The organism is Chamaesiphon sp. VAR_48_metabat_135_sub, from assembly GCF_031418915.1.
Classification (GTDB): domain Bacteria; phylum Cyanobacteriota; class Cyanobacteriia; order Cyanobacteriales; family Chamaesiphonaceae; genus Chamaesiphon.
Window position 1 is genome coordinate 1 of record NZ_JANOJV010000006.1, and the last position, 7,626, is coordinate 7,626.

The following is a 7,626-nucleotide window of genomic DNA, read 5'->3' on the forward strand; positions in this document are numbered from 1 at the left end:
GCGGTAGTAGAAGCCAAACGTACCCGCAGAAGTCCTGAAGAGGGCAAGCAGCAAGCCAAGCTTTACGCCGACTGTTTGGAGCAGAAATTTCACCAGCGTCCGGTAATTTTCTATAGTAATGGCGATCGAACCTATATTTGGGATGACCACAATTACCCAGAGCGGGAGATTCAAGGCTTCCTCAAAAAAGATGAACTCCAACGCCTGATCTGGAGACGTACCAACAATAAGCCGCTCCATTTAGAAGTACCCAATGCCAACATTGCCGGACGCAGTTACCAAACCGAAGCGATCCGCCGCATCAGCGATAACTTTGCTCATAAAAGCCGCAAAGCTCTGCTAGTCATGGCAACAGGCACAGGGAAGACCCGCACCGCGATCGCTCTTGCCGATTTGCTGATCAATGCCAACTGGATTAAACGAGTGTTATTTCTAGCCGATCGTACCAGCCTCGTCACCCAAGCCAAACGCGCCTTTACCCGCCATCTACCCAACGCGACGACGGTAGATTTGACCAAAGAGAAAGACATCGACGGAGCGAATATCGTCTTCTCTACCTATCCCACCATCATGAATGCGATTTCACAAAGTGAACGCTACGCGAACGATAAAATCGACGGACAGAGTAGAAAATTTGGCTCTGGCTATTTCGATCTAATCATTATCGATGAAGCTCACCGCAGCGTTTACAAGAAATACCGCTATCTCTTCGATCATTTTGATGCTCTCCTGCTGGGGTTAACCGCTACCCCCAGAGACGAAGTAAACCGCGATACCTATCAAATTTTCGACCTAGAGCAGGGCAATCCCACCTTTGCCTACGAGCTAGATGATGCAATTCGAGACGGGCATCTAGTCCCGCCTACGGGTATCGATGTCCCGTTTAAGTTCCTCCGCTCTGGGATTAAATACAGCGAACTGCTCCCTGACGAACAAGCAGAATATGAGGAAAAGTTTGCGGATACCGAAACAGGCGAAATCCCCGACGAAATTAATGCCGCCGCCCTCAACCGCTGGTTATTTAACGGCGATACGATCGACAAAGCTCTCGAAGTCCTGATGGAACGCGGTATCAAAGTAGACGGCGGCGACAGGTTGGGTAAAACGATTATTTTCGCCCGTCGTCACGAACACGCCGTCGAAATCGAAAAACGGTTTAATCAAAACTATCCCCACTACAAAGGCGCATTTGCCAGGATTATCGACAATTATGATAAATACGCTCAAAGTACGCTCGATGACTTCTCAGAGCCGGATAAACAACCGACGATCGCCATTTCGGTAGATATGCTCGATACGGGGGTAGATGTCCCTGAAGTCGTCAATTTGATGTTCTTCAAACCCGTCTATTCCCGCGTCAAATTTAACCAAATGATTGGCAGAGGTACCCGTCTGTGTCTCGATCTGTTTGGTGTCGGTTTAGATAAACAAGAATTTCTGATCTTCGATCTCTGTGCTAATTTTGCCTACTTCCAGCAGCAAATTAAGGAGAAAGACCCAAAACCCGCCGACAGTCTGGGCGAAAAACTCTTTAAGGCACGCCTAGAACTCTATCAGAGCATGGCGACTAGCAATAATGCCAACAATCACCAATTACAGCAAGATTTAGGCGACAGCCTGCACCAACAGGTTGCCAGCATGGAAGCCGAGAACTTTATGGTGCGCCGTCATCTTGCCGCTGTCGAAGAATTCTCAGTGCGGGAACGCTGGGACAAACTCAATCCCCAGGATCTCAAAATCATTGGCGGTACCCTCTCGCAGCTTCCCACTGGGCTACCAAATGAAAATCCTCTCATCAAACGCTTCGATTTAATTTGTCTCAAAATTCAGATCGCTATTCTAGACGATCGATTCTCCGAAGGAGACGCTGCGCGAACGAGCTTAGAGACATTACGGGATAAGGTGCGAGACTTGCTCGGCAATCTGGAAGAGAAACGGACAATTCCCACGGTGAAGGTACAACTTCCCCTGATTGAAGCCGCCCAAGCAGAGGACTGGTGGATCGACGTTACGCCCGTCGAAATCGAGTCTCTGAGAGTGAAATTGAGGGATTTAATGCAGTTCGTCGATCGACAAATTGAGAGCATTATCTACACCGATTTTCAAGACGAACTCGGAGAACTCACCAAAGTTACAGTACCGATCAAACAAACAGGCTTCAGTCCTTACCAATATCGCAAGAAAGTCGAAGCATATATTTGCGCTAACCAGAATCATATCTCGATCGCCAAACTCCGCCGCAATCTCCCCCTCACCGCAACAGATCTCACCGCCCTAGAGGAAATGCTCTTTACCACCGAGGGTTTAGAAAGCCGAGAGAAGTTCTTAAATGTCTACACCAATACCGCCCAAAACCTCAAAAGTTTTATTCGGACATTAGTAGGACTCGATCGCGCCACAGCCAAGGAAGCCTTTAGTAAGTACCTAGAAAATCGACAATTCAGTGCCAACCAAATCCGTTTTGTCGAGCAAATCATCGATCTGCTCACCCAGCAAGGAGTGATGAACCCCCGTTTGCTCTACGAGCCGCCGTTCACCGATTTTCATCGGGATGGATTGGACGGAGTGTTTGGCGATGATGATGCAGATTCGATCGTGGCGATCGTGCGATCGTTCAATCAAACCGTAGAGATGAACTTTGAAACCGCTTAAATGTAGCATTAGCCATCTTCAAAAGTTAACTGATGTAGAAATTGCGGGTACCCTTAGCATTAATCGCTTCGCCAATCCGATCGAGTGCGTGAACGTAAGCAGCAGTCCGCATCGAAATCGACTTCTGTTGTGAGATCGACCAAATCCGCTCGGTTTCTTTCACCATCTTTTGCTTTAAGCGATCGTTTACCTCCTCAACCGTCCAGTACAAACCACTCCGATTCTGCACCCATTCAAAATAACTCACCGTCACGCCACCCGCATTAATCAGAATGTCGGGGAAGACGTGAATCCCTTTAGCTTCTAAGATGGCATCGGCAGCCGCCGTAATCGGGCCATTCGCCGCTTCAAAAATATACTTCGCCCGCACTGCGTTGGCATTTTTCTCGGTAATCTGATTCTCCATTGCCGCAGGTACCAGAATGTCTACATCTAGTGTCAGCAGTTCCTCATTGGTAATGGTTTCATACTCCAAGATATTGCAGACCGTTCCTGCGCAGTACGCGGCTTTGAGATTCCGCGTCGAGTGTTTAAACTGCTTGACACTGGGAATATCCAGCCCACCTTTAGCATAGATCCCGCCCTGAGAATCGCTCACCGCTATCACTCGATAACCAGCCTGCCACAGCAAATCGGCAATAACTACGCCCACATTCCCAAAGCCTTGGACAGCAACGGTGGTGTTTTCCCGCACGGTTTGGAATTTGGGCATTAGGGTTTCGATCGCAAAGAACGTACCCATGCCTGTCGCGGTGTCCCGCCCCAAACTACCGCCCATCGTCAGGGGTTTACCTGTAATGGCGGCGGGGACAATTTTGCGGTGAATCGTATTGTATCGATCGGCCATCCAACCCATAATCATCGAGTTGGTTTGCACGTCTGGGGCGGCAATATCCACATCGGGGCCGATGAAATCGGCGATCTCATTGATATAGCCTCGACTCAGCCGTTCTAGCTCCAATTTGGAGAGTTGTTTGGGATCGATCGTAATCCCGCCTTTGGCACCCCCAAATGGTAAATCTAGTGCCGCACATTTGAACGTCATCCAGAAGGCGAGGGATTTGACTTCATCGAGAGTCACACTGGGATGATAGCGGATACCGCCCTTGGTAGGGCCTCTGGTGTCATCGTAGCGCACTCGATAACCCTGAAACACCTGTAAAGAACCATTGTCCATCCGCACGGGGATGGAAACTTGCAAACTGGATTTAGGGAATTTGAGGCGTTCGATCGCATCTTCAGAAATGGAGATGTGATGAAGAGCTGCATCTAGCCGTTGACTGGCTTCTGCGAATAGAGATTCTGTCATAGTTGTAGAGCGAACTTTGTTGCTGTTCGAGTTGTCATCATCCGTCTATTAGAGCCAAAGTCAAACCAGCTCGTGCAAGCTTGCATACTTACTCACAAGTTCCTCAGACTTTTATTCTACATTGATTGGTGAGCAGCTCAAGAGGTTACGAAATTATGCGATTGACACCCCAAATCATCTGGCAAAATCTCGCCCCGTTGGACACAATTGAAACCAAGATTCACAAACACATCACCAAGCTCGAAAAATTCTCAGATCGGCTGATTGATTGTCGCGTTGTCATCGCAGTGCCCCATCGCCACCATCATCAAGGTAATATTTACCATGTCCAAATTAATTTAACCGTCCCTGGTAATGAGTTAGTCGTCAATCGCCAGCCGCCAACACAGCAGACACATGAAGATCTCCACGTTGCCATTCGCGATGCCTTTGAGAGTGCCGAACGCCAACTCAAGAACTACGCACAGCAACGACGTGGCGAGATTAAAACACATGTAGGAGGTGAAACTGATGCCGAGCGAGACTCGATTCCGCAATCGCACTGAGGCGGGAAAATTATTAGCCAGCGAACTCACCCCGTATGCCAATCGCCCCAATGTCCTCGTGCTCGGAATTCCCCACGGCGGCGTAACAGTAGCCGTTGAGGTGGCAAAGGCACTCAACGCGCCTTTAGATATCTGTCTGGTGCGGAAACTGGGCGTGCCTGGAAATCCAGAACTAGCGATCGGGGCGATTGCCGCTGGTGGGTTTCAGGTGTTGAATGAAGATCTGCTCGATTGGTTGCGAATTTCTGGACATACGATCGCCGAAGTGGCCGATCGAGAACTTCAGGAATTACAACACCACGATCGAATCTATCGGGGCGATCGATCGCCACTGGATATTCGCGATCGGATTGTCATTTTAGTAGATGATGGGTTGTCAACGGGTGCGATGATGCGAGCGGCGATTGGCATACTCAAACCCCAGCAACCACAGCGAATAATTATCGCCGTACCAATTGCGCCGCTGGACACATGCGATCGATTGAGATCTGAAGTCGATGAGGTGGTGTGCCTCATCACCCCCGAACAGTTTTGTGGAATCGGTTTTTGGTACGAAGACTTCGATCTAACCACTGATGAACAAGTATGTGATTTGCTCGATACAGCGACCTGCAATCCTCAAAGATCGATCGCCGAATCGTCGATTTAACGTTAAAAGGAGATCTAGATGTTTAAGAAGATTTTGGTAGCAATAGATGGCTCAGAAATGAGTCATGATGTCTTTAAAACAGCGATCGATATTGCGAAGGCTGACAAAGCTAATCTGGTACTTTTGCATGTCCTATCTTTCGAGGAGCAAAATAGCCTATCGATCCCGATGCCGACTGGATTAGAATATTTTCAAGCAGCCGATAGTGACATGCTAAAACTATATCGAGAACAGTGGCAAACTTACGAACAACAGAGTTTGAATCTATTACGATCGCTGGCAGATCGATCGACTGTAGAAGGCATCACAACCGAATTTCATCAGATTGCTGGTGGCCCTGGTCGAAAAATCTGTGAGTTCGCACTGTCAGAGGATATAGATCTGATTGTAATGGGACACAGGGGCATTTCTGCTCTGAATGAATTTCTGTTAGGCAGTATTAGCAATTATGTTCTTCATCACGCGCCTTGTTCTGTATTGATGAACAAATAAAATCTGAGCTATGACTATCTAAAGATTTAGATTTTGAATACAGAGAATCGAAACAATCCTCACGAGTTCCTCATACTTTTGCCCTATAGTAATAGATAAGCAACCACTAAACTTATTTATCAGTGTGTACTTTAACAAAGAGCAGGGGTTTGCTTGGTTCATGTTCATAGACGGGTTCCCCATCCGAAAATGAATCCGCTAAATCCCTATCCTAATCACCCAATTATTAATTATTAATTAATTTAAACCCATACTCAGATCGAGAGAGGTCTTCTATGTTTTTATTACATCGACCGACTCAAGTACTTGTTGAAATCCTCGAACTTAGCGATCTTTTCGATCCCTTCAAGACTGAGGTACTCGGCATGGCTCATGCTGGCGAAGAACTGCAAGATCCTGCTTTATTTACTAAAGCAGAAATGGGATTTCCATCTGAAGAATCATTACCAATCTGTTGGCTAGATGGTCATTATCGCGAACATCTTCATCTCGGACAGTCCAGAATGGCAGTCTCAACAGGATAAGATCGCCCATTTGAATCGGCGAAGCGATTACCTATGGTAGAATCCGCCAGCAATCGTTTCGTCATCGGCGAAGCTATAGACCTCCTGCGAAAGTAAAAACAAAATCTTTTATAGTATTGTTTTCGTCCATATCTTCCCCTAAAGCCTAAAGCCTAAAACCTAAAACCTGACTTTCGCAGGAAGTCTTATGGAGCCACGGCAATTGTGCCAGTCATTCCGGCTTCTGTATGTCCAGGAATCGTACACCGCAATTTATAGTTTCCTGGCTTCATTGGTACCAATACCCATGCAGCATTAGTACTCGGGCGCAATTCTAACTCTTGAATTGCGCCCTTAATTTCGACATTACCAGCATCAACTTTTTGTGTCCAACTACTGCTGGCAAATTCCATCGCGGTGAAATAATGTTTTTGGGGACTGGAATTAGACAGTAGTAATTTGTACTTTTTGCCTGCTACTAACTGCACTCGATCGGGGAAAAACTTGAGTTCATTAGCAGTATTTCCCAAACTAATTTTGATTTCAGTTGGTGCGGTAACTATCGTTGGCGCAGCCTCTCCTGTGGAGAATCGATCTGCCAGCACCGATGATACTGGGAAACTATAGATTCCTACTACCATCATCAGACAACAACACCAAAATTTAAAATGTTCTAGTGGAAATCTCATAATTATTATCCTGATCTTAGTGAGCGATCTCTGATTCGGTTCGAGATAGTGACAGCAAGTAGTGTCGATTCCTAATATCTTGAGGGTTAACCGCGCCAATTGTCGAAGGATGCTGAGCTAGCTCGATCGTTTCATGCAGATAACCTTTGCCCTGAACCATCAGTGGCAATCCATTCCGTTGTAAAACTTCCTGAATGAGATCGAATGCTACGGGCAAGCGATTGAAGGGTATGTCTGGGAACGCATGATGAACGGCATGATAATTTAGTCCGCCCATCAGCCAGCCGAACCAAGGATAGGTGTCTAGATTGCGACAGGCGTAGAGTTGCGTCAGTTGATAGCCGCCAGTTTGTCCCCACATGCCATAGTGTTCCAATCGATCGCGCATTTGAGCCACCGCCCCAATCGTCCGCTCCAGAATCAGCCAGAACAGCAGGTAGCGACCGATTTCACCCCGTTGACTAAAAAATACCAGCAATCCACCTTGGATCGCGAGTATGCCCGTCAGATCGAGCCAAAGCTGCGTTCGCAATTGCGGCAGTACAGTTCTCAATTTCCAACCATGAATCAACGTTTTGAGAATCAGCCCAATGCCACCAAGCACGAACAGATCCAATAGCCCCTGATGGCGGACATACCAGCGTAGAAGGGGATTTGCTCGCTGGTACTCATCTTGCGTCCACTGCACGCGCTCTGGGTCGCGCAGGTCGATCCCATTCCAGCCGTGATGCAAGCGATGTAGCAGCGTATAGGTGCCATAGGGCCAGAACATCGGCCAGGTGGTCAG

At 47.5% G+C, this 7,626-nt stretch carries 8 protein-coding genes; 5 read left to right on the forward strand and 3 right to left on the reverse strand.

Going from position 1 to position 7,626, the window contains the following annotated elements; genetic code table 11:
• On the forward strand, positions 1–2,652 hold a 2,652-nt coding region (locus tag RMO55_RS00155), incomplete at its 5' end, for a DEAD/DEAH box helicase family protein (protein WP_310421666.1).
• A 25-nt stretch (positions 2,653–2,677) separates the two neighbouring features.
• On the opposite strand, the gene RMO55_RS00160 is transcribed toward RMO55_RS00155, so the two are convergent.
• Entirely contained in the window at positions 2,678–3,961 is a 1,284-nt protein-coding gene (locus RMO55_RS00160; protein WP_310421669.1) for a Glu/Leu/Phe/Val dehydrogenase, read from the reverse strand.
• Positions 3,962–4,089: 128 nt separating this feature from the next.
• Between RMO55_RS00160 and RMO55_RS00165 the strand changes: the two genes are divergently transcribed.
• From RMO55_RS00165 to RMO55_RS00180, 4 genes are all read left to right on the forward strand, one after another.
• On the forward strand, positions 4,090–4,506 hold the full coding sequence (locus RMO55_RS00165) for an HPF/RaiA family ribosome-associated protein (protein ID WP_310421672.1): 417 nt from the start codon (positions 4,090–4,092) through the stop codon (positions 4,504–4,506).
• A complete protein-coding gene (locus RMO55_RS00170) occupies positions 4,472–5,155 on the forward strand; it encodes a phosphoribosyltransferase (protein ID WP_310421675.1) in 684 nt (227 codons plus the stop codon). The genes RMO55_RS00165 and RMO55_RS00170 overlap by 35 nt, the downstream gene beginning before the upstream one ends.
• Positions 5,156–5,173: 18 nt before the next feature.
• Positions 5,174–5,647, forward strand: coding sequence for a universal stress protein (locus RMO55_RS00175; protein ID WP_310421678.1), 474 nt, complete (start codon positions 5,174–5,176; stop codon positions 5,645–5,647).
• 275 nt (positions 5,648–5,922) lie between these two features.
• Entirely contained in the window at positions 5,923–6,171 is a 249-nt protein-coding gene (locus RMO55_RS00180) for an acetyltransferase (protein ID WP_310421680.1), read from the forward strand.
• 185 nt (positions 6,172–6,356) lie between these two features.
• Here the strand turns inward: RMO55_RS00180 and RMO55_RS00185 are convergent, their stop codons facing one another.
• Positions 6,357–6,839 carry a plastocyanin/azurin family copper-binding protein gene (locus RMO55_RS00185; RefSeq protein WP_310421682.1) on the reverse strand — a complete coding sequence of 161 codons (483 nt, stop codon included), beginning with the start codon at positions 6,837–6,839 and terminating at the stop codon, positions 6,357–6,359.
• 16 nt (positions 6,840–6,855) lie between these two features.
• A partial coding sequence (locus RMO55_RS00190; RefSeq protein ID WP_310421685.1) for a fatty acid desaturase occupies positions 6,856–7,626 on the reverse strand: 771 nt, incomplete at its 5' end.

Coding starts and splice junctions, on each gene's coding strand:
- RMO55_RS00160 (WP_310421669.1), bottom strand. CDS start 3,961: ATGACAGAATCTCTATTCGCAGAAGCCAGTCAACGGCTAGATGCAGCT.
- RMO55_RS00170 (WP_310421675.1), top strand. CDS start 4,472: ATGCCGAGCGAGACTCGATTCCGCAATCGCACTGAGGCGGGAAAATTA.
- RMO55_RS00175 (WP_310421678.1), top strand. CDS start 5,174: ATGTTTAAGAAGATTTTGGTAGCAATAGATGGCTCAGAAATGAGTCAT.
- RMO55_RS00180 (WP_310421680.1), top strand. CDS start 5,923: ATGTTTTTATTACATCGACCGACTCAAGTACTTGTTGAAATCCTCGAA.
- RMO55_RS00185 (WP_310421682.1), bottom strand. CDS start 6,839: ATGAGATTTCCACTAGAACATTTTAAATTTTGGTGTTGTTGTCTGATG.